25 protein-coding genes and 1 pseudogene are annotated in these 24381 nt (G+C 66.7%); 22 read left to right on the top strand and 4 right to left on the bottom strand.

Annotated elements, in window-relative coordinates; translation table 11 throughout:
• Positions 1 to 11: 11 nt before the first annotated feature.
• From IM738_RS04870 to IM738_RS04855, 4 genes are all read left to right on the top strand, one after another.
• Complete coding sequence (locus tag IM738_RS04870) at positions 12 to 638, top strand: NIPSNAP family protein (protein ID WP_236964763.1); 627 nt, start codon at positions 12 to 14, stop codon at positions 636 to 638.
• Between the two features lie 7 nt (positions 639 to 645).
• On the top strand, positions 646 to 1461 hold the full coding sequence (locus IM738_RS04865) for a sugar phosphate isomerase/epimerase family protein (protein WP_236964762.1): 816 nt from the start codon (positions 646 to 648) through the stop codon (positions 1459 to 1461).
• Between the two features lie 204 nt (positions 1462 to 1665).
• Complete coding sequence (locus IM738_RS04860; RefSeq protein ID WP_236964761.1) at positions 1666 to 2829, top strand: acyl-CoA dehydrogenase family protein; 1164 nt, start codon at positions 1666 to 1668, stop codon at positions 2827 to 2829.
• Between the two features lie 13 nt (positions 2830 to 2842).
• Positions 2843 to 4420, top strand: a complete 1578-nt coding sequence (locus tag IM738_RS04855) for an acyl CoA:acetate/3-ketoacid CoA transferase (protein ID WP_236964760.1) — start codon at positions 2843 to 2845, stop codon at positions 4418 to 4420.
• A gap of 105 nt (positions 4421 to 4525) precedes the next feature.
• On the opposite strand, the gene IM738_RS04850 is transcribed toward IM738_RS04855, so the two are convergent.
• Positions 4526 to 5569 carry a J domain-containing protein gene (locus IM738_RS04850; RefSeq protein WP_236964759.1) on the bottom strand — a complete coding sequence of 348 codons (1044 nt, stop codon included), beginning with the start codon at positions 5567 to 5569 and terminating at the stop codon, positions 4526 to 4528.
• Between the two features lie 150 nt (positions 5570 to 5719).
• Here IM738_RS04850 and IM738_RS04845 point away from each other — a divergent pair, with 150 nt between their 5' ends.
• The 13 genes from IM738_RS04845 to IM738_RS04785 all read left to right on the top strand — a co-directional run bounded on the left by IM738_RS04845 (position 5720) and on the right by IM738_RS04785 (position 17395).
• The gene (locus tag IM738_RS04845; RefSeq protein WP_236964758.1) at positions 5720 to 6406 is read left to right on the top strand and encodes a TetR/AcrR family transcriptional regulator; all 687 of its coding nucleotides are present in this window, start codon (positions 5720 to 5722) and stop codon (positions 6404 to 6406) included.
• Between the two features lie 161 nt (positions 6407 to 6567).
• Positions 6568 to 7560 (top strand): TRAP transporter substrate-binding protein DctP, encoded by a 993-nt coding sequence (dctP, locus tag IM738_RS04840; RefSeq protein WP_236964757.1) that lies wholly within the window; start codon positions 6568 to 6570, stop codon positions 7558 to 7560.
• Between the two features lie 175 nt (positions 7561 to 7735).
• Entirely contained in the window at positions 7736 to 8269 is a 534-nt protein-coding gene (locus tag IM738_RS04835; RefSeq protein WP_236964756.1) for a TRAP transporter small permease, read from the top strand.
• Positions 8266 to 9579, top strand: a complete 1314-nt coding sequence (locus tag IM738_RS04830; RefSeq protein WP_236964755.1) for a TRAP transporter large permease — start codon at positions 8266 to 8268, stop codon at positions 9577 to 9579. The genes IM738_RS04835 and IM738_RS04830 overlap by 4 nt, the downstream gene beginning before the upstream one ends.
• A 19-nt stretch (positions 9580 to 9598) precedes the next feature.
• On the top strand, positions 9599 to 10534 hold the full coding sequence (locus IM738_RS04825) for an alpha/beta hydrolase (protein ID WP_236964754.1): 936 nt from the start codon (positions 9599 to 9601) through the stop codon (positions 10532 to 10534).
• Positions 10535 to 10539: 5 nt separating this feature from the next.
• Complete coding sequence (locus IM738_RS04820; RefSeq protein WP_236964753.1) at positions 10540 to 11007, top strand: DUF3237 domain-containing protein; 468 nt, start codon at positions 10540 to 10542, stop codon at positions 11005 to 11007.
• 2 nt (positions 11008 to 11009) lie between these two features.
• Complete coding sequence (locus IM738_RS04815) at positions 11010 to 11681, top strand: TetR/AcrR family transcriptional regulator (protein ID WP_236966251.1); 672 nt, start codon at positions 11010 to 11012, stop codon at positions 11679 to 11681.
• Between the two features lie 221 nt (positions 11682 to 11902).
• The gene (locus tag IM738_RS04810; protein ID WP_236964752.1) at positions 11903 to 12436 is read left to right on the top strand and encodes a TRAP transporter small permease; all 534 of its coding nucleotides are present in this window, start codon (positions 11903 to 11905) and stop codon (positions 12434 to 12436) included.
• A 15-nt stretch (positions 12437 to 12451) separates the two neighbouring features.
• Complete coding sequence (locus IM738_RS04805) at positions 12452 to 13729, top strand: TRAP transporter large permease subunit (RefSeq protein ID WP_236964751.1); 1278 nt, start codon at positions 12452 to 12454, stop codon at positions 13727 to 13729.
• A 115-nt stretch (positions 13730 to 13844) separates the two neighbouring features.
• The gene (locus IM738_RS04800) at positions 13845 to 14843 is read left to right on the top strand and encodes a TRAP transporter substrate-binding protein (protein ID WP_236964750.1); all 999 of its coding nucleotides are present in this window, start codon (positions 13845 to 13847) and stop codon (positions 14841 to 14843) included.
• A 146-nt stretch (positions 14844 to 14989) separates the two neighbouring features.
• The gene (gene aroQ, locus IM738_RS04795; RefSeq protein WP_236964749.1) at positions 14990 to 15466 is read left to right on the top strand and encodes a type II 3-dehydroquinate dehydratase; all 477 of its coding nucleotides are present in this window, start codon (positions 14990 to 14992) and stop codon (positions 15464 to 15466) included.
• 173 nt (positions 15467 to 15639) lie between these two features.
• Entirely contained in the window at positions 15640 to 16473 is an 834-nt protein-coding gene (locus IM738_RS04790) for a shikimate dehydrogenase family protein (protein ID WP_236964748.1), read from the top strand.
• A 49-nt stretch (positions 16474 to 16522) separates the two neighbouring features.
• Positions 16523 to 17395 carry a DMT family transporter gene (locus tag IM738_RS04785; protein ID WP_236964747.1) on the top strand — a complete coding sequence of 291 codons (873 nt, stop codon included), beginning with the start codon at positions 16523 to 16525 and terminating at the stop codon, positions 17393 to 17395.
• 21 nt (positions 17396 to 17416) lie between these two features.
• On the opposite strand, the pseudogene IM738_RS04780 reads toward IM738_RS04785, so the two are convergent.
• A pseudogene (locus IM738_RS04780) lies at positions 17417 to 18136 on the bottom strand (Crp/Fnr family transcriptional regulator).
• Between the two features lie 149 nt (positions 18137 to 18285).
• Between IM738_RS04780 and IM738_RS04775 the strand changes: the two are divergent.
• Entirely contained in the window at positions 18286 to 20844 is a 2559-nt protein-coding gene (locus IM738_RS04775; RefSeq protein ID WP_236964746.1) for a chemotaxis protein CheB, read from the top strand.
• A 43-nt stretch (positions 20845 to 20887) separates the two neighbouring features.
• Positions 20888 to 21487 carry a PAS domain-containing protein gene (locus tag IM738_RS04770; protein WP_236964745.1) on the top strand — a complete coding sequence of 200 codons (600 nt, stop codon included), beginning with the start codon at positions 20888 to 20890 and terminating at the stop codon, positions 21485 to 21487.
• Between the two features lie 40 nt (positions 21488 to 21527).
• Here the strand turns inward: IM738_RS04770 and IM738_RS04765 are convergent, their stop codons facing one another.
• Both IM738_RS04765 and IM738_RS04760 read right to left on the bottom strand, forming a co-directional pair.
• A complete protein-coding gene (locus IM738_RS04765; protein WP_236964744.1) occupies positions 21528 to 21785 on the bottom strand; it encodes a DUF2249 domain-containing protein in 258 nt (85 codons plus the stop codon).
• Positions 21786 to 21828: 43 nt separating this feature from the next.
• Complete coding sequence (locus IM738_RS04760; RefSeq protein WP_236964743.1) at positions 21829 to 22323, bottom strand: Rrf2 family transcriptional regulator; 495 nt, start codon at positions 22321 to 22323, stop codon at positions 21829 to 21831.
• 123 nt (positions 22324 to 22446) lie between these two features.
• Between IM738_RS04760 and IM738_RS04755 the strand changes: the two genes are divergently transcribed.
• From IM738_RS04755 to fdxA, 3 genes are all read left to right on the top strand, one after another.
• Complete coding sequence (locus IM738_RS04755) at positions 22447 to 23664, top strand: NnrS family protein (protein ID WP_236964742.1); 1218 nt, start codon at positions 22447 to 22449, stop codon at positions 23662 to 23664.
• A gap of 67 nt (positions 23665 to 23731) precedes the next feature.
• Entirely contained in the window at positions 23732 to 24028 is a 297-nt protein-coding gene (locus IM738_RS04750) for a DUF2249 domain-containing protein (RefSeq protein WP_236964741.1), read from the top strand.
• A 15-nt stretch (positions 24029 to 24043) separates the two neighbouring features.
• Positions 24044 to 24367 (top strand): ferredoxin FdxA, encoded by a 324-nt coding sequence (gene fdxA / locus IM738_RS04745; protein ID WP_177139339.1) that lies wholly within the window; start codon positions 24044 to 24046, stop codon positions 24365 to 24367.
• The last annotated feature ends 14 nt before the right edge of the window (positions 24368 to 24381 follow it).

Below are 24381 nucleotides of genomic sequence, written 5' to 3'. Positions count from 1 at the left end.
GGACACCCCACATGCACTACGAACTCGCCACCATGACCCTGCCGTTCGGCACCGCCGGCACGGCCGCCCAGAACGTGCAGGCCTACTGCACAGCGCCCGAAGCGAAGGGCGAGCTGCTCGCCTGCTGGTTCACCGACATCGGCCAGCTCAACCAGATGATCGTGCTGCGTGGCTTTGCGTCGCTCGCCGACCTGCAGGCCGAACGTGAGCGCACGCAGCACAGCGCATCGCCCTTCGGCTGTGGCGACATCTTCCAGACCCTGGAGCAGCACAGCTACAAAGGCTTCCCGTGGATGAAGCCGGTGCGCCCCAGCGCCGAGAGCGGCATCACCGGCCCGGTGTACGAGATCCGCACCTACGGCATCAAGCCGGGCGGCGTGTTGCCCACCATTGACCTCTGGGAACAGCACGTGCCGGCACGCGACCAGCTCTCGCCCTGCGTGGTCGCCATGGTCGCGCTCGACGGCCCCCTGCGCTTCACCAACATCTGGGCCTACCCCTCGCTGGACGCGCGCAGCAAGGCCCGCGCCGACGCGGTGGCCCAGAGCATCTGGCCGCCCAAGGGCGGGCCGGCGCACCTGACCACCAACATGGTCTCGACCATCGCGATGCCCACCGCGGTGTCGCCCTTGAAGTGAGCTGAACATGGCCCGCGTTCATTCCCTCGCTTACCTGAGTTCGCACCGCTGCACGCCGCCCGAGGCGGTGCGGATCGCCGCAGCCAACGGCTACCAGTACGTCGGCCTGCGCCTTTGGCCGAACGCGCCGGGCGCACCGCAGCAGTTCCTGCTCGGTAAACCCGAGGTGCTGAAGGAAACACAGGCCGTGATGGCCGACACCGGCGTCGGGATCTTCGACGTGGAGATCATCCGCATCGGCGAAGGCTTCGACCCGCACACCTGGGATGCGCTCTACGACGCCTGCGCGGCGTTGAAAGCCAAGGCCATCCTGGTGGCCGGTGACGACCTCGACGAAGCGCGCCTGACACAGAACTACGCCCGTCTGTGCGAGGTGATGCGGCCCTACGGCCTGACGGCCGACCTCGAGTTCATGCCCTGGACGGCGGTGAAGGACGCGAAGTCGGCCCTGCGCATCGTGCAGAACGCAGGCTCACCCGCCAACGCCGGCATCCTGGTCGACGCGCTGCACTTCGGCCGCTCCACCACCACACTGGACGACATCCGCGCCATCCCGCGCGAGCTGCTGCACTACGCGCAGATCTGCGACGCCGTGGCCGGCACGCACTTCACGGTCGAAGAAATGATCCACACCGCGCGCTGTGAACGCCTGCTGCCCGGCGACGGAACCATCGATGTGCAAGGCCTGTTCGATGCCCTGCCCGCCGACCTGCCGGTGAGCGTGGAGGTGGTGAACCTGGAGCGCGAGAAGACCGCAGACCCCGGCGAATGGGCCGCACTCTGCATGGCCGCAAGCCGTCCGTTTGTCGAGCAGAACGGCTGAACGGAGACATCCATGGTGATTGGTTTTGATCGCATTTCCCGTCTGCCGTTCTTCTTCGGCGCCCGCTGGTTCAGCAGTGCTTGAAATGGCCCACCCCTGCGGCGCTTCGCGCCACCCCCTCAAGGGGGCGACACCAGCCGTCCGGCAAAGCCGGCCCGGCGGTGTCCCCGGATAAGCCAACTTCACCCCTCTCGAAAGAACCCCATGGATTTCGCACTCAACGACGAACAGAAAATGATGATCGATACCATCCGTCGCTTCATCGCCGAAGAACTGCACCCGCTGGAAGATGCGCTGGAAAACTCCGGCGCGCTGCCCGACGCCGACGCCCGCCGCATCCACGCCAAAGCCAAGGAGCTGGGCCTCTACGCGCTCAACATGCCGGCCGAACTCGGCGGTGGCGGCCTGTCCAACCTGGACCGCATCATCTGCGAAGAGCAGTTCGGCCACACCAGCGACATGCTGATCCGCCGCGCCTTCGGCAACGTCTACGAACCGCTGCTGCACTGCAAGGGCGAGCAGGTCGAGCGCTGGCTCAAACCCGCCGTGGAAGGCATCCGCACCTGCGCCATCACCATCACCGAATCGGGCGCGGGGTCGGACGCCGCGGGCATCAAGACCCACGCCAAACGCAACGAGCAAGGCCAGTGGGTGCTCAACGGCAGCAAACACTTCATCAGCGACGGCATCTGGTCCGACTTCTTCCTGGTCTCGGCCAAGACGGGTGAAAAAGAGATCAGCATGTTCATGGTCGACAAGGGCCTGCCCGGCTTCACCGTCGGCAAGGACCAGGCCATGATGGGCATCCGTGGCACGCCGCACCTGGAGCTGTTCTTCGACAACGTGGTGCTGGACGACGCCACCCTGCTCGGCGAGCAGGGCCAGGGCTTCAAGCTGGCCATGGGCGCGCTCAACGTGGTGCGCCTGGCCCAGGTGGGCGCGCGCGCCGTGGGCAAGGCCACGCACGTGTGCGAGCTGATGCTGACCTACGCCAACGACCGCAAACAGTTCAACACCCGTATCGGCGACTTCCAGATGGTCCAGCAGATGCTGGCCGACAGCGTGATCGAGATCAACGCCGCGCGCTGGATGGTCTACCACGCCGCCTGGATGCTGGACCAGGGCCTGGACGCACGCGAGCAGATCGCCATGGTCAAGGTGCACGCGGCCGAGACCCTGGGCCGCGTGGTGGACCGCGCGGTGCAGGTGTTCGGCGGCATGGGTTTCTGCAAGGAGCTGCCGATCGAGCGCTACTACCGCGACGCGCGCATCTACCGCATCTTCGACGGCACATCGGAGATTCACCGCGGCGTGATCGCCAAGAGCGCGCTGAAAAAAGGCGCCGTGCTGTTCGACGTGAACCGCTGAACGGGGACACACGATGAGCAGCAAATTCATGACGGCCGCCGAGGCCGCGAACCTGATCCAGGACGGCGACACCGTGGGCCTCATGGGCGGCGGCGGCGGCCTGATGGAGGCGACCCATGTATTCGAAGCTGTGCAGGCGCGCTACCTGTCCACCCAGCAACCGCGCAATCTCACGGTGATGCACGCGCTGGGCATCGGCGACAAGAAGACCAAGGGCATGAACTGCTTCGCGCACGAAGGCCTGGTGAAGAAGGTCGTCGGCGGCCACTGGGTGTGGTCGCCCGCGATGCAGCAGCTCGCGCTGGACAACAAGATTCAGGCCTACATCCTGCCCGGCGGCGTGAGCAGCCAGCTCATGCGCGAGATCGGCGCCGGCCGGCCCGGCCTGATCAGCCACGTCGGCCTGGGCACGGTCTGCGACCCGCGCTTTGGCGGCGGTCGCATGAACGACGCCGCGAAAGACGACCTCGCCGAGGTGATCCAGATCGATGGCCGCGAGTGGCTGCGCTACAAGCCCTTCCCCATCCACGTCGCCATCGTGCGCGCCAGCGCGGCCGATGAAGACGGCAACATCAGCTTCGAACACGAAGCCGCGAACCTCGATGCGCAGTCGCTCGCATTGGCCGCGCGCAACAGCGGCGGCACGGTGATCGTGCAGGTCAAGGAACGCTTGCCGAAAGGCGCGCTCAAGGCGCGCGAAGTGCGCATCCCCTCGGCCTGGGTGGACGCCATCGTGGTGGACCCGGCGCAGCAGACCAGCTATCACATCCCGTTCGACCCGGCCCTCAGCGGCGAACTGACCGGCGAGGCCCGCGCGGCCAGCGAAGCCGAGGACCATGCGCGCGAACTCGCCGCATCACAGGAAGCCTTCAGCGAACGCCAGGCCGTGGCGCGCCGTGCGCACGTCGAACTCTTCAACACCGGCAAGGCGCGCCCGGTCATCAACTACGGCGTGGGCGTGCCCGACGCGGTGGCCAAGCTGATCGCGGCGCGCAACGAGCAGCACCGCATCTACCAGACCATCGAACATGGCACCTACGGTGGCACGCTGATGGACGGCGTGCTGTTCGGCTACGCGCGCAACGCCACGGCCATGCTCGACGCGGCGACGCAGTTCGACTTCTACGGCGGCGGCGGGCTGGACGTGGCCTGCCTGGGCTTCGGCGAATTCGACGCCGAAGGCAGCGTCAACGTCTCGCGCCTGGGCGGCGTCACCGTCGGCCCCGGCGGCTTCATCGACATCGCGCAGAACGCGAAGAAGGTGGTGTTCTGCGGCACGCTCGCGGCCAAGGGCGTGAAGCTGCAAACCGGCGACGGCCAGATGCGCGTGCTGCAGCAGGGCGCGGTCAAAAAGCTCGTGAAGCAGGTCGACCAGATCACCTTCAGCGGCCCGCAGGGCCTGGTGCGTGGGCAGGAGGTGCTGTACCTCACCGAGCGCGGCAGCTTCCGCCTCACGCCGCAGGGCATCGAACTGTTCGAGATCGCGCCGGGCATCGACCTGCAGCGCGACATCCTGGACCAGATGGACTTTGTGCCACTGGTGGCGAAAGACCTGAAAGTGATGGACGCCGCGCACTTCACGGCGGTTTGAAGTGCCCCCCCCGCAGCGCTGCGCGCTACCCCCCAGGGGGCGACACTGGCCGTCCGTCCTGAGCTTGTCGAAGGGCGGCCCGGCGGTGCCCTGGGTGGCAGCGACTCAGCGCTGTGTCTTCAGCGCGTCGTAGGCCTCGCTCACGCGCTTGAACTCGCGCTCGGCGAGCTGCCGCACCAGCGGCGGCACGTGGCCCAGGCGGTCGGGGTGGTACTGCTGCAGCAGGGTGCGCCGCGCGCGTTCGACGGCGTCCCAGGGGCTGCCCTCTTCCAGGCCGAGCACGGACCAGGGCGTGGTTTCGGCGGCGCCGTCGAGCAACGCTTCGTCGCCCTCGCCGCTGTCTTCAGCATCGCCCTCGGCCTCGGGCGCCTCAATGCGTTGCACCAGGCACACCGAGGCCTGCCAGTGCACCGCGTACTCGGTCTGGCAGGTCGGGCAGCGCACCTCGCCGGGGGCGTCCAGCAGCGGAATGCGCAGGCGCTTCTGGCAACACACGCAGCGCAGGATGGGCGGTGGATGCGGTGCCGCTGAGAAAGGCTTGTCAGCCGCCTCGGCGTTCACGCCCAGCGCGGCCCGCAGGCGCTCGGTCTTCGACAGCGGGCGGCAGGCCAGCTCCGCGCGCACCGCTTCACACACCGAGGCGTTCCCGCCATGCCCCTGGTGCAACACCGCCAGCTCGTCCACGCTCAGGGACTGCAGGGGCCGCGCGCGGTTGGGCGGGGGCAGCAGCACCAGATCGGCCGGCTCGGTGTCCAGCAGCTGGCGCAGGTGCCAGATGTCTTCGCCCGTCAGCGGCATCGACGCCAGCGCCTCGGCCGGGTCGACCAGACCCGCCAGCAGCTCGATGGTCAAAGGCGGCAGGTCGAGCAAGGCGGCGCTGGCCTGGGCCATGTCGTCGTCCAGCGACTCAATGGGGCGAAAGCCGATGCGCAACTGGCTCAGGCTCCAGTAGCTCACGCCCATCGCCGTGGCCAGCTCGCCCAGCGACAGATTCCGCTCCGCGGCCACCTGCATCAGGGCCGCGATCAGCAGGCCACCGGGACGCTTCAGCCCGTCGGGATGAACCCGCCCGCTCCAGCGTTCGGTCGGCATCTCGACGGGCCGTTTCGAGAAAGCCGACGCAGCGGCGTGGGCGGTGGTTGGGGGCATGGCGTGGGGTGTCCGGGCGGGACAACATGTCAGAAACAGCGGTGCATCGTACAGGGTAAACCCCGAGAAACAGCGTCAAACGCCTTGTTTCAGGGCGCCACACAGGGCTTCAGGGCGCCCTGCGCCAGACGCCCACCCTATACTGACAAAATGAACGAACCAGTACATTCCCGGCGGCCCGTGGTTCGCGCCAAAACGTCGGCGGCGAAGGAGCCCACGCGCACCAACGACCCCGACCGCACCATGGCCAACATCCTGGACGTGGCCCAGGTGGAGTTCGCCGAGAAGGGGCTGGCCGGCGCGCGCATCGACGAGATCGCCGCCGCCACCCAGACCAGCAAGCGCATGATCTACTACTACTTCGGTAGCAAGGAAGGTCTGTACACCGCCGTGCTGGAGGCCTCGTACCGGGAAATGCGGACACACGAGGCGGAGCTGAACCTGGACGACCTGGCGCCGCTCGACGCCCTGCGCAAGCTGGTCGCCTACACCTTCGACCACCACCGCCTGAGCGAAAACTACATCCGCCTGGTGATGGGCGAGAACATCAACCGGGGCCAGTACCTGGCGCAGAGCCCGGCCATCCAGGCGCTCAACGTGCCGGCGATTTCCGCCATCCGCTCGCTCTACGAACGCGGCGTGGCACAGGGCGTGTTCCGTCCCGGCCTGAACGCCCTGGATATCCACGCCTCCATCTCGGCGCTGACGTTTTTCAACGTCTCCAACCGCCACACCTTCGGCCTGATCTTCAAGTTCGACGCCGCCGGCGACGACTGGATGGCCCAGCGCCGCCGCAGCGTGATCGAGATGGTCGAGCGCTTCGTGCTCGCGCTCTGAGCCAGCGGCTCCAGGGACTGCGGCCCGCCCGGCCGACCCAGCGGGAAAACACCTACGCCGCTCCCGTTGACTGGATTAACTGGTTCGTACATTATTTCTGAACGGCCGGAAATTCCTTGTGCCGCGCCGTTGACCAACGCCCATTTCCCCAGGAGACACCCATGAACAACCGCTTCACCCGCCGCGTGCTGCTCGGCGCCGCCACCGCCCTGTGCGCCGCCACCCTGCCCGGTCTGTCCCTGGCCCAGGGCAAGATCGAGCTGATCTATTCGGACACCGTCACCGAAACCGACCCGCGCGCCGCGATCCTGAAAGACGTGTTCGGCAAGGGCCTGGGCGCCGATTTCGACTTCAAGCCCTACTTCGGCGCCACCCTGTTCAAGCAAGGCACCGAGCCGGTCGCCATGCAGCGCGGCAACCTGCACCTGGCCAACCTGGCCGCGTTCGACGTGCAGAAGCAGGTCCCGGCCTGGAGCATCGTGACCACGCCCTACGTGTTCCGCGACCACCTCCACATGAAGAAGGTGTTTGACAGCGACGTGGGCAAAGAGCTGTTCGCCATGATGGAAAAGCAGATGGGCCTGAAGGTGCTGTCGGTGCCCTACATCGGCACCCGCCACGTCGGCCTCAAGCCCAAGAAAAAGATCATGACCCCGGCCGATCTGGCCGGCATCAAGCTGCGCATGCCGCCCGGCGAAGGCTGGCAGTTCGTGGGCACCGCCATGGGCGCCAACCCCTCGCCGCTGGCCTTCACCGAGGTCTACACCGCGCTGCAGACCGGCGCCATCGACGGCCAGGACAACCCCATGGGCGCGGTCAAGAGCATGAAGTTCTACGAGGTCAGCTCGCAGATCGTCAAGACCGGCCACCTGATCGCCAACAACCTGTTCGCCATCAGCCTGAGCAAGTGGAACAGCCTGAGCCCGGCGCAGCAGAAGACGGTGCAGGAAGCGGCCGACAAGTTCGCCGCCGCCGTGACGGCCCAGGCGCTCAAGGACGACACCGAGCAGGAAGCCTTCATGAAGCAGCAGGGCCTGGACGTGTACACGCCCGACCTGGCCGCCTTCCGCAAGCACGTGCTGGAGCAGTACGGCAAGAGCAAGTTCGCGGCCGACTGGCCCGCCGGCATGCTGGACCGCATCAACAAGTTGTGAGCTGAACACCCCCCGCGCCGCTGCGCGTCACCCCCCTCAAGGGGGGCGGCACTGGCCGTCCGGCAAAGCCGGCCCGGCGGTGCCCTTGGGTGGCGTGGCTTCATGCGGTGCGGGTGGCGCTCCGGCGCCTTGGAAAACTGAGATGCTGATCTGACCTGCCCCCCGGAACTCCACCATGACCTCTTCTTCCCCTGAGCGGCCGGGCCACCGGCTGCTGCGCTGGCTGCGGCTGGGCGCGAACCATGTGCTGGTGCTGATGATGGCCGCCATGTTCGTGGCCTTCATCCTGCAAGTGGCCTTCCGGTACGCGCTCAACCTGCCGCTGGCCTGGACCGACGAGGTCTGCACCATCGTCTGGCTCTGGGGCATCCTGTGGGGCGCTTCGTTCGTGATGCGCAACCGGGAGGACATCCGCTTTGACATGCTCTACAACGTGCTGCCCAGGCGTTTGCGCCGAGCCTTCACCCTGCTGGCCAGCGTGCTGATCGTCGCGCTGCTGCTCATCAGCCTGCCGGCCACTTGGTCGTATGTGAGCTTCATGAAGGTCGAGAGCTCGGCGAGCCTTCAAATCCCCATGAACTGGATGTTTGTCATCTACCCGGTGTTTGTGGTGGCCATGGTCACACGGCATGGCTTGATCGCCTGGGACGCCCTGAACAACCGCCTGGTGGAAGACGATTCCCCGGCGCCCACGGAAGCTGCTCCATGACCGATCTGTTGAACATCATGACCCCCTTCGGCTGGTGCGTGGCCAGCATCGTGGTGCTGAGCCTGCTGGGGTTGCCCATTGGCCTGTCGATGATCGGGAGCTCGGTGCTGTACCTCCTGGTCTCGGGTCAGGACATCGGCATCGCCGCCGAGCAGCTGCTCAACGGCTTGAACAACTCGTACACCTTGCTGGCGATCCCGCTGTTCATCCTGGCCAGCGAACTGATGAACCTGGGCTCGCTGAGCGACCGCCTGCTGACCTGGTGCAATGCACTGGTGGGCCGATTCCGCGGCGGTCTCGGGCACGTCAACGTCGTGTCGTCCCTGATCTTCTCGGGCATGTCGGGCTCCGCGATCGCCGACATGATGGGGGTGGGCAAGCTGACGATGGAGATGATGACCAAGGACGGTCGCTACACCCCGGCGTACGCCGCCGCGATCACCGCCGCCACCGCGGTGATCGGCCCCATCATTCCGCCGTCGATCCCGCTGGTGCTTTACGCGCTCATCTCCGACACCTCGGTCGGGTACCTGTTCGCGGCCGGCGTGGTCCCGGGCCTGTTGATGACGGTGGTGATGATGGCGCTGAACAGCTACCTGGCCCACACACGCAACTTCCCGGTGGAGCCCGCTGTCCCCATGAAAGAGCTGCTGCCGCTGACCGTGCGCGCCCTGCCCGCGCTGCTGATGCCGGTGGTGCTGCTGGGCGGCATCTACAGCGGCGTGATGACGCCCACGGAATCCGCGGCGATGGCCGCCCTCTACACCCTGGTCATTTCGGTCGTGCTGTACCGCTCCGTCACCGGCAATGGCATGTACACGGCCTTGTTGTCCAGCGGGCGCCAGATGGCCTCGGTCGGTCTCCTGATCGCCGGCGCGCTGGTCTTCAACTACGTGGTCACCCGTGAAGACATCCCCAAGGATGTGCAGATGTGGCTGGCGGGATACGAGCTCAGCAAGTACGAGTTCTTGCTGGCCGTCAACGTGATCCTGCTGGTGCTGGGGGCCTTGCTCGAAGGCGGGACCATCCTGCTGGTGGTCATCCCCATCCTGATCCCCACGGCACGGGCCCTGGGCATCGACATGATCCACTTCGGGCTGGTGGTGACGGTCAACCTGATGATCGGCCTGATCACGCCGCCCTACGGCCTCCTGCTGTTCATCGCCTCCAGCCTGTCGCGCCAACCCCTGATGGCGGTGATTCGCGAGACGGTGCCTTTCATCCTGGTCCTCATCGCCGCCCTGGGCTTCATGACCTATGTCCCTGAGAGCGTGCTGTGGCTGCCCCGCGTGCTCGGCTACCAGGGCTGACTTTTTTTGCAGAAACACCATGATCCATCCCGACATCCAACGCTTTCTCACCGACTGGGACGCCGCCTGGGCCACCCTGCCCGCCGGCGCCGGCCCGGCCGGGCGCCGCGCCCACTTTGAAACCGTCGCCGCCGACATGCGCGAGCCCCACCCCGAAGGCATCGGCACCCAGGAACACTGGGTGGAAGTGCCCGAGAACGGCCAGCCGGTGCGCGTGCGCGTGTTCCGCCCCGAAGCGGCGGCCGGCCCGGTGCCCGCGCTGGTCTACATGCACGGCGGCGCCTGGATGCAGGGCAGCCCCGAAACGCACTGGGACATCACCGCCGGCATCGCCGCGGCCAACCAGCAGATCGTCATCAGCATCGACTACGCACTGGCCCCCGAGCGCCCCTTCCCCGCCGCGCTGAACGACACCATGGCCGTGGTGCGCTGGGCCTTCGAGCAGGCCCCGGCGCTGGGCATCCGCGGCAGCGCCATCGCCATCGGTGGCGACAGCGCAGGCGGCAACCTCGCCGCCGCCGCCACCCTGCTGCTGCGCGGCACGCCGCAGGCCCCGAAGGCGCAGCTGCTGGTGTACCCGGCCGTGTCGTTCAACACCGACCGCCCCTCTCACGTGGAGAACGCCAACGGCCCGCTGGTGACGGTCGCGTCCATGGCCGCCGTCAACGCGATGTACTGCCCCCACCCGGCCGACCTGCTCACGCCCCGCGCCGCGCCCCTGCTGGCCGAGAGCCACGCCGGCCTGCCGCCGGCCTTCATCGCGGTGGCGCAGCACGACCCGCTGCGCGACGAAGGCATCGCCTACGCCGACGCGCTGCAGGCCGCGGGTGTGCCGGTGCACCTCGACCGGGGCGAGGGCCTGATCCACGGCTACCTGCGCGCCAAGGCCTACTGCGAACCGGCCCAGGTGCGCTTTGAGCAGATGGCCGCCTGGCTCAAGGCCACGCTCGGCTGAGCCCCATGGCCGACCCGTCGCCCCCGGGCCTGCGTTACGCGTTCACCATCGTGGCGCGCATCGGCGCCATCGGCATGGGCGGACCCGGGCCGCTGGGGCAGCGCCAGCACATCCCCATTGAGGGCGGCGAGGTCAGCGGCCCCGCGCTGCAGGGCCGCATCCGCTCCGGCGGCTCCGACTGGGCGCTGGTGCGCGCCGACGGCGCCTCGCTGATCGACGCGCACTACACCATCGAGGCCAGCGATGGCGCGCTGATCTACGTGCGCAGCCGCGGCCTGCGGGTGTCGTCGCCCGAGGTGCTGGCGCGCATGCGCGCCGGGCAGCCCGTGGACCCCGCTGAGGTGTATTTCAGGGGCACGCCCAGCTTTGAAGCCCCCGAGGGCCCGCACAGCTGGCTCAACAACCACCTGTTTGTCGCCACGCTGGCGCGCGCGGGCGACGGGGTGCGGCTGCAGGTGTTCCAGGTCGAATGACGATGGACGCGACGCCACACCCGAGGCGAGCCAGGCCGCCGGCGTCCAAGGTGGCCACGCGCACCAACGACCCCGAGCGCACCATGGCCAACATCCTGGAGGTGGCCATGGCGGAGTTCGCCGAGAAGGGGCTGGCCGGCGCGCGCATCGACGAGATCGCCGCCGCCACGAACACCAGCAAGCGCATGATCTATTACTACTTCCAGGGCAAGGAAGGCCTGTATCTGGCCGCACTGGAAGAGGCCTACCGCCGCGTCCGGGCCACCGAGAGCGAGCTCAGGCTGGACGATCTGGCGCCCGAGGCCGCGCTGCGACGGCTGGTCGAATTCACCTTCGACCACCACGCCGGCAACGAGCCCTACATCCGCATGGTCATGGCCGAAAACATGAACCGGGGGCAGTTCCTGGCGCAGAGCAAGACCATGCAGCAACTCAACCTCAAGGCCATCGCCGCGATCGACAAGCTCTACGCGCGCGGCGTGGCCCAGGGCGTGTTCCGCCCGGGGCTGGACACCATCGACATCCACGCCTCGATCTCGGCGCTGTCGTTCTTCAACGTCTCCAACCGCCACACCTTCGGCCGCATCTTCAAGCGCGACTTCACCGCCCCCGCGGTGGCCACGCACCGCCGCGCCGCGGTGGTCGAGATGGTCGTGCGCTTCCTGAAGAAGTAGCCCCCCGCGCCGCCTTCGGTGTCACCCCGTCATGGGGGCGATGCGGGCGGACCGGCTGGACCGGCTGGGCCGGCTCCACCGCATCCTCGAAGCCACACACCTTGCGCAGCGGTTTTGGTGGCGGCTCAGAACAACCGTTCGTCTGGATCAGGGAAAACCCGCATCACAAAAAACTAACCAGTTCGTACATTATGGGCAATCACAACGAAGGAGACATCCCTTTGATCCAGAAACTCATCAACGCCTACTGCCGCCTGCTGGGCTGGCTGATGGTGGCCTCGCTGGCGCTCATGGTGGTCATGGTGTTTGGCAACGTGGTCATGCGCTACGGCTTCAACTCCGGCCTCACCCTCTCCGAAGAACTCTCGCGCTGGCTCTTCGTGTGGATGACCTTCATGGGCGCGGTCGTCGCGCTCAACGAGCGCGCCCACCTGGGCACCGACTCGCTCATCGTGCGCCTGCCCGTGACCGGCCAGAAGCTGTGCCTGGGCGCCACCTTCGTGGCCATGCTCTTCATCTGCTGGCTGATCTTCCAGGGCTCGCTGGAGCAGACCAAGATCAACTGGGACTCCACCAGCGCCGTGATGGAAACCTCCATGGGCTACCTCTACGCCAGCGGCGTGGCGTTTGCCGTGCTGGCCGCGCCCGTGTTGCTGCTCAACCTGTGGCGCCTGGTCTCGGGCCAGATGCCCGACAACGAGCTGATCGGCATCCGCGAATCCGACGACATGCCCCACGGCAACCCGCACCCCTGAGCCTGGAGCCAGACCATGACCATTGCCATCTTCCTGAGCTCCCTCATCGCCGCCATGATGATCGGCGTGCCCATCTCGTTCTCGTTGCTGCTGTGTGGCGCCGCGCTGATGTGGCACCTCAACATGTTCGACGCGCAGATCCTGGCGCAGAACCTGATCGAGGGCGCCAACAGCTTCCCGCTGCTGGCCGTGCCCTTCTTCATGCTGGCCGGCGAAATCATGAACGCGGGCGGCCTGTCCAAACGCATCGTCACCTTCGCCATGTCGCTGGTCGGCCACGTGCGCGGCGGCCTGGGTTACGTGGCCATCATGGCCGCCGTGATCATGGCCTCGCTGTCGGGCTCGGCCGTGGCCGACGCCGCCGCACTCGCCGCCCTGCTGCTGCCCATGATGCACAGCGCCGGCCACGACCGCGCCCGCTCGGCCGGTCTGCTCTCGGCGGCCTCGATCATCGCGCCCATCATCCCGCCCTCGATCGGCTTCGTGATCTTCGGCGTCGCCGCCAACGTGTCGATCTCCAAGCTGTTCATGGCCGGTATCGTGCCCGGCCTGCTGCTGGGCGTGGCGCTGTGCCTGACCTGGTGGTGGGTGGCCCGCAAGGAAAACGTCAAGCCGCCGGTCCGCAAGACCCGCGCCGAGGTGTTCCAGGCGCTGCGCGACGCGGCCTACGCCCTGGGCCTGCCGGTGATCGTGGTGGTGGGCCTGAAGTTCGGTGTGTTCACGCCGACCGAAGCCGCCGTGGTGGCCGCCGTCTACGCGCTGTTCATCTCGCTGGTGATCTACCGCGAGCTCAAGATCAGCCAGCTCTACGGCCTGTTCCTGGCCGCGGCCAAGACCACCTCGGTGATCATGTTCCTGGTCGCTGGCGCGATGGTCTCGGCCTGGTTGATCACGGTGGCACAACTGCCGGCCCAGCTGGTCGATCTGCTGCAGCCGCTGCTGGACAGCCCGACGCTGCTGATGTTCGCGATCATGTTCCTGGTGATCCTCGTGGGCACGGCCATGGACATGACGCCCACCATCCTGATCCTGACCCCGGTGCTGATGCCCATCGTCAAGGCCGCCGGCATCGACCCGGTCTACTTCGGCGTGCTGTTCGTGATGAACAACGCCATCGGCCTGATCACGCCGCCCGTGGGCACGGTGCTCAACACCGTGGCCGGCGTCGGCAAGATCAGCATGGACGAGGTGACCCGCGGCGTGTGGCCTTTCATGATCGCCCAGTTCGCCCTGATGTTCCTCATGGTGCTGTTCCCACAGATCGTGCTGGTTCCGCTGGGCTGGTTCTACTGACCACCCCGCTTCCCACACCGAACCTCTCCGTTACCTCACCCTTGCCCGGAATCGGGTACGCCACGGCAAGGGCATTTTCAAACCGCGTCCCAAGCTGTCTGCAGGAGACAAACCCATGAAACGCACCTTCATCAAGACCCTCGTGGCCGTGGCCGCCCTGAGCACCGTCGGCATCGCCGCCGCCCAGGACAAGGTCATCAAGTTCGCCAACCAGAACGCGGCGGGCCACCCCATCGTTCAGGGCATGGAGAAGTTCGCCGAGATCGTCGCGGCCAAGTCGGGCGGCAAGATCAAGGTCAACGTCTTCCCCGGCGGCCAGCTCGGCAGCGACCAGGCCAACGTCTCGGCCCTGCAGGGCGGCACGCTGGAGATGGCCTCGATGAACTCGGGCATCTTCGCCGCCCAGGTCAAGGACTTCGCGGTGTTCGACCTGCCCTTCATGTTCGCCAACGGCAAGGAAGCCGACGCCGTGGTCGACGGCCCCTTCGGCAAGAAGCTGCACGCCAAGCTGGAAGAAAAGGGCCTGGTCGGTCTGGGCTACTACGAGCTGGGCTTCCGCAACATCACCAACAGCAAGCGCGCCATCACCAAGGTGGAAGACATCGCCGGCCTGAAGCTGCGCGTGATCCCCAACCCGATCAACGTGGACTGGGTCAAGGCGCTCGACGCCAACCCCACCCCCCTGCCCTTCCCCGAGCTGTACGCCGCGCTGGAGCAGAAGGCCGTCGACGGCCAGGAGAACCCGGTCGCCACGATCTGGGGCGCCAAGCTGCACGAAGTGCAGAAGTTCATGACCCTGACCAACCACCAGTACAACCCGCAGTCGGTGGTGATCAGCAAGAAGTTCTGGGACGCGCTGTCGGCCGACGAGAAGAAGATCGTGGCTGACGCGGTGGCCGAGTCCGCCAAGTTCCAGCGCGCCCAGGCCCGCGCGTCGGTCGCCAGCACGCTGGACAACCTGAAGAAGGCCGGCATGACCGTCTCCGAGCTGCCCGCCGCCGAACAGGTCAAGCTGGTCGACAAGATGAAGCCGGTGATCGGCAAGCACGCCGCCAACGTGGGCGAAGCGACGGTGACCGACCTGCTGGCCGAACTCGCCAAAGCGCGGAAGTAAGCCCACCCCCGCGCCGCGCCTTCGGGCGCGTCACCCCCTCAAGGGGGCATCACGAGCGGCCCGGCAGAGCCGGTTCCGCCGTGATTGCTGGAAGAGACACCGCCTGTGGTCGAATCTCGCTACCGCTCACACCTTAACCGTCCGCCATGAAAAAGATCCTGATCCTCAACGGCCCCAACCTCAACCTGCTGGGCACGCGCGAACCGGCGCAGTACGGCCACACCACGCTGGCCGACGTGGAGGCCTTCTGCAAGGCGCATGGCGAGAAGATCGGTTACGAGGTGGAGTGCCTGCAGAGCAACTGGGAAGGCGCGCTGCTCGACAAGATCCACGAGTACGGCCGGCTCCACAAGGCGGGCGCAGTGCTCGGTGTGGTGATCAACCCCGGCGCGCTGACCCACACCTCCATCGCCCTGCACGACGCCATCAAGGGCGTGGACCCGATGCCGGTCATCGAGTGCCACATCTCCAACGTGCACGCGCGGGAAGCATTCCGCCACCACTCCTGGGTCTCCCCCGCTGCCGCCGGCATCGTGGTCGGCTTCGGGGTCGACGGTTACCTGATCGCCATGGACGGGCTGGTGCGCAAATTCGTCCACTCCGCCGCCACCCAGAAGCCCTGAGCTGAGCGACCGCAGGCGTCACCGACGCCTGCGGGTTTACCCCTGAAATGCGCGATAAACGCACAGAAACGACCGTTCAACAGACAAGACAAGCAGGCCAGACGACCCGCTTCCATGCCGACGCTCCTACAGTCCCGCCCAGCTTGTCTTCGCCCTCCGCACGAGTCCAGATCATGATCAACGGCCACACCGAACTCATCGCCCACATCGGCTACCCGACGCACAGCTTCAAGTCGCCGTCGATCTACAACCCCTATTTCGAGCACGTCGGGGTGAACGCGATCGTGGTGCCCTTCGGCTGCAAGCCCGAGGACTACCCGGCGTTCCTCAAGAGCGTCTTCACGCTCACCAACATCCGCGGCGCGCTGATCACCATGCCGCACAAGGTGGTCACGGTGGGCCTGCTCGATGAGGTGACGCCCACCGTCAAGGTCGCGGGCGCCTGCAACGCGGTGAAGCGCCTGCCCGACGGCCGCCTGGTCGGCGACCAGTTCGACGGCGCCGGCTTCGTGCGTGGCGTGCAACGCAAAGGCCTGAACCTCGAAGGTGCGCGCGTGCTGGTGGTGGGCAGTGGTGGGGTGGGCTGCGCGATTGCCGCCTCGCTGGCCGGCGCGGGCATCGCCCACATCAGCCTGTTCGACGTGAACAACGCCTCGGCCGAAGCCCTGGGCCAGCGCATCCGCGACAACTACCCGGCCATCACCGTGAGCACCGGCAGCAACGACCCGGCCGGTTTCGACCTCGTGGTCAACGCCACGCCCATGGGCATGAACGAAGGCGACCCGCTGCCCATGGACGTGTCGCGCCTGGACGCTCGCACCTTCGTGGGCGAGGTCGTGATGCGCACCGAAATGACCGCCTTCCTCAGCGCCGCGAAGGCCCGGGGCTGCCCCGTGCAAGTGGGTTCCGACATGCTGTTCGAAATGATTCCCGCGTATCTGGAATACTTCGGCTTCCCCACCACCACACCCGACGTGCTGCGCTCGGTGGCCCGCCTCAGCTACTGACCTGGCCGCGCTGTCGGGCCGCGCCGCCGCCGACCCGAAGAGCCCCCGCTTGACCGATCCCCGCTACCCCCACCCGGCCCTCGGCATCGCCCTGGCCGTCGCCGCCACAGCCTGTTTCGCCCTGCTCGACACCACCTCGCAATACGTGGGGGGCGTGGTGCCCGTGATGATGGCCGTGTGGCTGCGCTTCATGGTGCAGACCGGCATGACCGCCGCCATGCTCTACCCCAGCCAAGGCAGGTCGCTCTTCATCACCAAGGCACCCGGCTGGCAGTTGCTGCGCGGCGCGCTCATGGTCACCTCGGGCACCATCGCCTACCTCGCGCTGCAGCACGTGCCGGTGGGTGAATTCACCGCCATCCTCATGCTCGTGCCGCTGGCAATCACCGTGCTCGCCGCCCCGCTGCTGCGCGAGCGCGTGTCCGCCCTCACCTGGGCGCTCGTGGCCGGTGGCTTCATCGGCGCGCTGATCGTGATCCGCCCCAAGACCGCCGATTTCGCGGGCGGCCTGCACGGCGCCATGTTCCTGCCGCTGGTGCTGGTGTTCATCAACGCGCTCTACCAGATCGTGACCAGCAAGATGGTCAAGACCGAAGACCCGGGCACCATGCACTTCTACACCGGCCTCACCGGCCTGGTGTTCGGCACCGTCGCCCTGCCCTGGAGCTGGGCCCCCATGGCGACCTGGGAACTCTGGGGGCTGGTCGGGCTCATGGGCGTGTTCGGCTCGCTGGGCCACTACCTGATGATCCAGGCCTACCACCGTGCGCCCGCGTCGCTCATCACCCCCTACATGTACGCCCAGATCGCCTTTGCCACGCTGGCGGGCTGGGTGGTGTTCGGACACACGCCCGACGGGTGGACGGTGCTGGGGGTGGCGCTGATCGCGTTGTGCGGCGGCCTGGGGGTGCGGGTGCGGTAGGTCGCAACCGAAGCGACCGGTTCAGACAGCCACCCGATGGGGCAGCAGGCGGTCGTATTCCTTCTTGACCACGCCGTAGCACTCGCACACGCGGCGCTCCAGGCCCGGGCGGTCCAGCACCGATATCCGGCCGCGGGCGTAGCTGATGAGGCCGCTCTCCTGCAGCTTGCGCGCCGCCTCGGTGACGCCCTCACGGCGCACGCCCAGCATGTGGGAGATCAAATCATGGGTCATCGCCAGCTCGTTGCCGGACAGGCGGTCCAGGCTGAGCAGCAGCCAGCGGCAGAGCTGCTGGTCCACCGAATGGTGCCGGTTGCACACCGCTGTCTGGCTCATCTGCGTGATCAGCGCCTGGGTGAATCGCAGCATCAGGTGCATCACCGGAATCGAGCGCTCGAACTCACCCTTGATGGCGTCGGCGCGCATCCGGTAACCCATGCCCGCGCTTTGCACCACGGCCTGGTTCGGCGTGGAACCTCCGCCCATGAAGATGGCGATGCCCACCACGCCCTACCGACCGACCACCGCGATTTCCGCCGAGGAGCCGTCCTCCAGAACATACAGCAGCGAAACGATGGCGTTGACTGGAAAGTAGACGCAGTGAAGAGACGCACCGGATTCGTACAGCACCTTGCCCAGCGGCATCTCACAAAGCTCCAGCTGAGGCTGCCAACGAAGCCAGTCGGCATCCGGCAGCGAAGCCAGCAGCTGGTTCTGGCGTGGGTCGACGGGATCGGTCAATGGGTGGGTCTCGAATGCCTGTTGTCGCGGCACACTGCGCGATGGTGGGGTTGTATTCCTTTTGGTGCCCTTTGGATACTACCGCCCAACCCTCCGGGCCCGCGCATGTGACGGCTCCTTCCGCCGCGATGCTGCCCCGATAATCGGGCATGAGCCACCCCCCCAGCGCCGGAATCGGCGCACGCTCTTCGAGTGCAGTTCGTGCCGTGGGTCTGGGTGCGTCGGCCGGGGGCCTGATCGTTCTCGAGCAGTTCCTGGCCCGTGTCCCACCGTCGAGCGGACTGGCGTATGTCGTTGTCCAGCATCTGGACCCCACGCAGAAGGCGATGCTGGTTGAACTGCTGCAGCGCTCAACGGCCATGCCGGTGCGGGAGGCGACCGACACAATGCGCCTGGAACCGGACGTGGTCTACGTCATTCCCCCCAACAAGGAGCTGACCGTCGCGAGGGGGCTGTTGCACCTCGCAGAACCTGTTCAGCCCCGGGGCATGAGACTGCCCATCGATCTGTTTTTTTCATCGCTGGCGCGCGACCAGGGAGAGCGGTCGATTGGCGTGGTGCTGTCTGGCATGGGGGCAGACGGCACCCTGGGCTTGCAGGCCATCAAGTCGCAGGGCGGTCTGACGCTGGCGCAGTTGCCCGATTCGGCACAGTTCGACGCCATGCCCCAGAGTGCCATCGCCGCTGGTTGCGTGGACATCATCGACCTGGCCGCTGAATTGCCCGATCGCATCCTCCGCGTCATCGAAGACAAGAACGGTCTTTCCCTGTGGCAGGAGGACGATGCCGAAGCCGGTGCGCAGGCGCTCGGATCGATCCTGCGCTTGCTGAAAGAGCGCAGCAAACACGACCTCTCGGACTACAAGCCCAGCACGCTGCGCCGACGCATCGAGCGGCGCCTCGGCGTGCACGGCCTCACCACCCATGACGCGTATGAACGGTTCGTGCGGGAGAACCCGCAGGAGCTGGACCTGCTCTTCAAGGAGATGCTCATCGGCGTGACGAGTTTCTTCCGCGATCCTTCGGTCTGGCAGGATGTCAAGGACGTGGTCATGCCGGCCCTGCTGGCGCGCTGCCCGCAGGGCACCCGCCTTCGGGCCTGGGTCGTGGGGTGCTCCACCGGCGAAGAGGCGTACTCCCTGGCCATGGTCTTCAAGGAGGCGGTGACGGAGGTTTCCGGCGCGGAGAGCCATTCGCTGCAGATTTTCGCCACCGACCTGAGCGCCGATGCCATCAATGTCGCTCGCAGAGGTCACTACCCGCAACGCGTCTCGGACGAGGTGGATCGGACGCGCCTGAGCAGGTTCTTCACGGCGCAGGGGAGTGGCTTCCAGATCAACAGCGAGATCCGGGAGATGGTGCTGTTCGCGCAGCACGATGTGATTCTCGACCCGCCGTTCACCAAGCTGGACCTGCTGTCGTGTCGAAACCTGATGATCTACTTCAATGCGGCCCTGCAAAGTCGCCTGATGCCGCTCTTCAGCTACAGCTTGCGCCCGGGTGGTGCGCTGTTGCTGGGCGGCTCGGAGACCATCGGCCATTCGCATGCCCTCTTCACGCCGATCCATCAGAAGTCCCGGCTCTATTGGCGCAGCGAAAACCCCGTCAACGCTGGCTCGGTGTACTTTCCGACCAGCCCTCCCCGGGCGATGAACCGGCTTCCTCAGGAGTTCAAGGTGCCCCCTTCGGCCACGCTTCCCCCCAATCTGCAGACCCATGCCGAGCAGGCGCTGCTTCAGGAGTTCTCTCCCGCCGCCGTGCTGGTCAATGACCAGGGCGACGTCGTCTTCATCAATGGCCGCGTGGGCAGGTACCTGGAGCCAGCGTCGGGGAAAGCGAACTGGAACATCCATGTGATGGCCCGGCCCAGCATCAGGACACAGATTGCGGCGGCCCTGCGACAGGCCATCCAGGACAAGGGCCGCGTGGAGGTGCGCGGACTCAGGCTGAGTGAGGAGCCTGCGGCATCCTCGCTGGATGTGACCGTCAAGGTGATGCAGGAACCCCATTTCCTGGCGGGCCTGGTCATGATCGTCTTTCGCGAGGTGTCTGCGCCCTCTGCGGCCAAGCGCAGGCGCAGGGCCGCGGAAGGTGTGGCTGACCCGCACATGGTCGAAGAACTGCAGCGCTGCAAGGACGAGATCCACGCCTTGCGCCAGGAGATGGGCGCCTCCGCTGAAGAGCTGCAGGCGGCCAACGAAGAGTTGCAGTCCACCAACGAGGAGCTTCAGTCGGCCAACGAAGAACTGACCACTTCCAAGGAGGAGTCGCAGTCGATGAATGAGGAACTTCAGACGCTGAACCAGGAGCTGCAGACGAAGCTGGACGACCTTGCCCTGGCGCAGAGTGACATGCAGAACCTGCTCAACAGCACGGACATCGCCACGCTGTTCCTCGACAGCGCGCTGAATGTGCGCCGCTACACCGAGCAGATCACCCGCATCATCCACCTGCGAGAAGGTGACATTGGCCGGCCGCTCACCGACCTGGCCAGCACGCTGAACTACCCCACGCTCAACGATGACGCCCAGCAAACGCTCAAGACGCTGACATTGACGGAGAAAGAGATCACGACCACCGATGGATTCTGGTTTCTGGTGCGCATCAAGCCGTATCGAACGCTGACCAACCTGATCCAGGGCGTGGTCATCACCCTGATCGACATCACCGCAGCGAAAGAGCTCGAAGCCCGCCTGCGCAAGGGGTAGAGTGCAGACATCCCGGCCGGGACACCACACATCGGGAGCATCCATGTCAAACCTCGCTGAAACCTCTTCCTATCTGTCGGGCCTGCGCGAGCGGGCGACCACGAAACTGACGGACGGCATGCGAAGCGATCTCTCGCGCGCCAGCACCTCGGAGGCGATGGCGGTGTTGTTCAAGCTCGCGTCTTCGCCATCCACAGCGGGTGATGCCCTTGCCCTGCTGCACGAACTCCAGGTCCACCAGGTCGAAGTCGATATGCAGCACGAGGAACTGCGCCGTTCCCGTGTCGAGCTGGAGAGCGACCTGATCCGCCAGACCGCCCATATCGAGCGGGCGCCGGCCGCTTTTCTGGTCGTCGACGAGGCCACCGTGTTGTTCGAAATCAACCTCGCCGGCGCCCGGCTGCTGGGTGCCGAGAGCAATGAGGTGCTGGGCCGACCGCTGGCCAGTTTGCTTTCGGCGGCCGGGGGCGAACAGCTGCGGAAGATGCTCGCGCTGGCACGGGGTGGCGCTGTGCCCGAGACCTTCGAGTTGCCGCTGTTGCCACAGGGCGGTGTCAGCCGAAGGCTTCTGTGCACCGCTGACCGTGAGGTGTCTTCGGGGCGGTTTCTGCTCGTGCTCCTGGCGCCTCCGTCGCCCTGCTAGGGCTGCGGCGCCCGAGGGCCGGGCCGCAACGCTGAGCCTCTCAAAGCACGCTGAAGTCGATCACGATCGCGCCTGGCTCGCGCTGCCGGTAGGCCACACCGATGCGGTCGCCGTAGCGCTGCGCGATCTGCGACAGCAACGGCAGGGGGTCGTGGTCGTTGGCGAATCGCATGGTCTCGCCCGGCTGCAGGCTGTCGAGCGCTCCGAAGATGGCGGCGTGCCGGAATCGTTTGGCCACGCCGCGGGCGTCGAACGGGTAGATGGCGTCGGGTGACAGGTGTGTGTGAGCTTGTGACATGTCGGTTCCTTGAGTGGACGGTGGAGGGACCCGGCGCAGGGCGTCAGGAGGGCTTGGCTTTGCTGGCTGGCTGGCGAAGGCTGCGGGGCGCCACCACCGGAGCCAGTCCCGGCGACAGCGCGTGCCCTTTGGCCGGCACGGGCTCGACGATGTCGGCCAGCGTCATGCCGTCGAGTTCCTTGAAGTAGGCCCCCAGCGCGGCGTTGAACAGGCCTTTCAGGCGGCAGGTCGGCGACAGCGCGCACTGGTTGGAGCCCGGGTCGAAACACTCGACCAGGCGGAAGTCGGTCTCGGAAGCGCGCACCACGTCCCCAATGCGCAGCTGGGCCGGGTCTTTCAGCAGGCGCAGTCCGCCGCCGCGGCCACGCGTGGTTTCCAGCACGCCCTGGCGGCCCAGGTCGGTGACGATCTTCATCAGGTGGTTGCGGGACACCCCATGTTGTTCGGCCAGTTCGCTGATGGTCACCATCTGCTGCGGGCGGGCCGCGCAGTACATCAGCACGCGCAAGGTGTAGTCGGTGTACTCGGCAAGTCGCATGGAAACCCCTAAAGAGGTACGAAGTATATTTCTTTGAAGGCGGTTTGGGTATAAGATTCATCCGACATACTTCTTATGAGGTCTTCGCAGCGACCCGACCGTCCCTGCAACGCCCACCACACCATGGCCCTCCCCACCTTGCACGTCTCGCCACCCGAGCCCACCGCCGCGCCACAGCCCCCGGGCTGGCCGCTGCTGAGGCTGGGGTTCCGGCCCTTTTACCTGGGCGCTGCGGTGTTCGCCCTGCTCGCGATTCCCCTCTGGGTGGGGCTGTTTCTGGGCCAGTGGCACCTCACGATGGCGCTGCCACCGCTGCTGTGGCACGCGCACGACATGCTGTTCGGCTTTGCGATCGCGGTCATCCTGGGCTTCCTGCTGACCGCGGTCAAAGCCTGGACGGGGCTGGCCACGCCGCGTGGCGCTTTTCTGGGGGCCCTTGCCCTGTTGTGGCTGGCGGCCCGGGTGGCCGCCGTGACCGGGCCCTACGCGCTGTACGCCCTGCTGGACCTGGCGCTGCTGCCCCTGGTGGCCGCGGTGCTCACCCGCCTGCTGCTGCGCGCGGGCAACCGGCGCAACCTGCCGCTGGCGGGGATGCTGATGCTGCTCGCGCTGGCCAACGGTGTCTTTCACCTGGGGGTGATCGGCGCCATCGATGTCTCCCCGCTGACCCCGTTGTACGCCGCCCTGGCCCTGATCGTGATGATCGAGTGCGTGATCGCAGGGCGGGTGATTCCGGCCTTCACCATGAGCGCGACCCCGGGTCTGAAGCTCCAGGTGCGCGCGCCGGTGGAGCGCGCCGCGCTGGCGCTCACGGCGCTGGCCTTGCTGCTGTGGGTGTTGGCGCCGGCCTCGGCGGGCTGGAACATGGTCGGTGGCCTGGTCTTTTCGCTCGCGGCGCTGGCCCAGGTGGGGCGGCTGCTGCAGTGGCGGCCCGCGTTGACCCGGCACCGCCCGATCCTGTGGATCCTGCATGTGTCCTACGCCTGGATTCCCTTCGGCCTGGCCTTGCTGGCCGCGGCCCGGTTCGGCTGGGTCGGCGTTTCAGCGGGCGTGCATGCGCTTGCGATCGGTGCCACCGCCGGTCTCATCATCGGCATGATCACCCGCACCGCCCGCGGCCACACCGGGCGCGCGCTGCAGGTGTCCCGCCCGGAGATCACGGCCTACGTGCTCGTGATGCTGGCGGCGGCGACCCGCGTGCTGCCGCCGCTGGCCGTGCCGTCATGGCTGCCGCTGGCCCTGGTGGTGGCGGCAGCGGCCTGGTCGGTGGCGTTTGCGATCTACCTCTTCATCTACACCCCCTGGCTGCTCCAGACGCGCTTCGACGGCAAGGACGGCTGACGCTTTTCTTCATCCCGCTCCGCTTTTTTTTCAACCCCTCCCTTTTCACCCACCTCAGGAATTGTTCATGAACACCACCACCGCTCCCGCCCCCACCGTGGACCTGCGCACCATCGCGCCGCGCGAACGCCACTCGCTGGTGTTCTCCACCTTCAAGGCCTTGCCACCCGGCGCGGCCATGGAACTGATCAACGACCACAACCCGCAGCCGCTGCGCGGGCAGTTCGAGAGCGGTCTCTACGGCCCCTTCAGCTGGACTCCACTGGAAAGCGGACCCGAACAATGGCGCGTGCAGATCGCCAAGCCGGCCGACAGCCCGCCCGTGCACGGGGTGGATTCCTGCTGCGGGTCCTGCGGCGGCTGACCGGGAGCCAGCGCCATGACCTTTGTGGTGACCGAATCGTGCATCCGGTGCAAATACACCGATTGCGTCGACGTCTGCCCGGTCGACGCGTTTCGCGAGGGACCGAACTTCCTGGTGATCGATCCCGCCGAGTGCATCGACTGCGCGGTCTGTGTCCCGGAGTGCCCGGTCTCGGCGATCTACGCCGAAGAAGACGTGCCCAAGGATCAGCGGGACTTCACGCCGCTCAACGCCGAGCTGGCGCTGGTGTGGAAGCCGATCACCCGGACCAAGCCCGCGCTGCCCGATGCCGACGCGTGGAGCGCGGTGCAGGACAAACGCGACCAGCTCGAACGCTGAAACCACCCCGGGTG

Source organism: Hydrogenophaga sp. SL48 (assembly GCF_021729865.1).
GTDB lineage: Bacteria > Pseudomonadota > Gammaproteobacteria > Burkholderiales > Burkholderiaceae_C > Hydrogenophaga.
The sequence above is the reverse complement of the archived record's forward strand: the minus strand, read 5'-3'. Positions and strand labels throughout refer to the sequence as shown.